Source organism: Rhodococcus sp. EPR-157, assembly GCF_001647195.1.
Taxonomy (GTDB): Bacteria; Actinomycetota; Actinomycetes; order Mycobacteriales; family Mycobacteriaceae; genus Rhodococcoides.
In genome coordinates, this window is sequence record NZ_LVCV01000211.1 from 1 (window position 1) to 621 (window position 621).

Genomic DNA, 621 nt, shown 5'->3' on the forward strand with positions numbered 1-621 from the left:
GTCGGTAGTCAAGAACTCAGAGCTGGTGAAGAAGTTGACCGTATTGGCCTGCAAGGACGGGATAGCCCGCACGAGGAGGAAAAAGGCGATCAATGCAATGAAGAGCACGATGGTGGCGCCGGATGCGACGGCAATCCCCTTGAAGATCGCATCTCCGCGTTGGCGGGACTGACCGCCGGTGGCGTGAACCTCGTGAACTTCAGCGTTGGTGTCATTCATGTTCGTCATCTTCCCGCCCGAACCCGGGCTCGGCGACTCTGACGTCGCCGATCCCGAGTCGCGCGTGACTTCCGGTCTCACAGCCATGTTTTTCTACCGATCAGGAGATGGCGTTAACAGCTTCGGACAGCTTTGCCTGGAAAGCTTCAGGCAGCGGAATGTAACCGTTCTCGTCCAGTCCATCCTGGCCTGCGCCGATTGTGGACTGCAGGAATGCCTTGACGGCAGTTCCGACCTCGGGATCCGGGTACTTCGAGCACACGATCTCGTACGCTGCGAGAACGATCGGGTAGGCGCCCGGCTCCGAGGGGGTGTAGAAGGACGTGGTGTCGAGGACCAAGTCGTTGCCCTGGCCCTTGATCACGGCACCGTCGATGGTCTTGCCTGCGGTTTCGACCGAGA

Annotated in this window: 2 pseudogenes; both read right to left on the reverse strand. The window is 59.7% G+C overall.

Annotated elements, in window-relative coordinates:
- Window positions 1–219, reverse strand: a pseudogene (locus tag A2J03_RS09765) (phosphate ABC transporter permease subunit PstC); the annotation flags it as partial.
- Window positions 220–319: 100 nt separating this feature from the next.
- Window positions 320–621 (reverse strand): annotated as a pseudogene (locus A2J03_RS30970) (phosphate ABC transporter substrate-binding protein PstS); the annotation flags it as partial.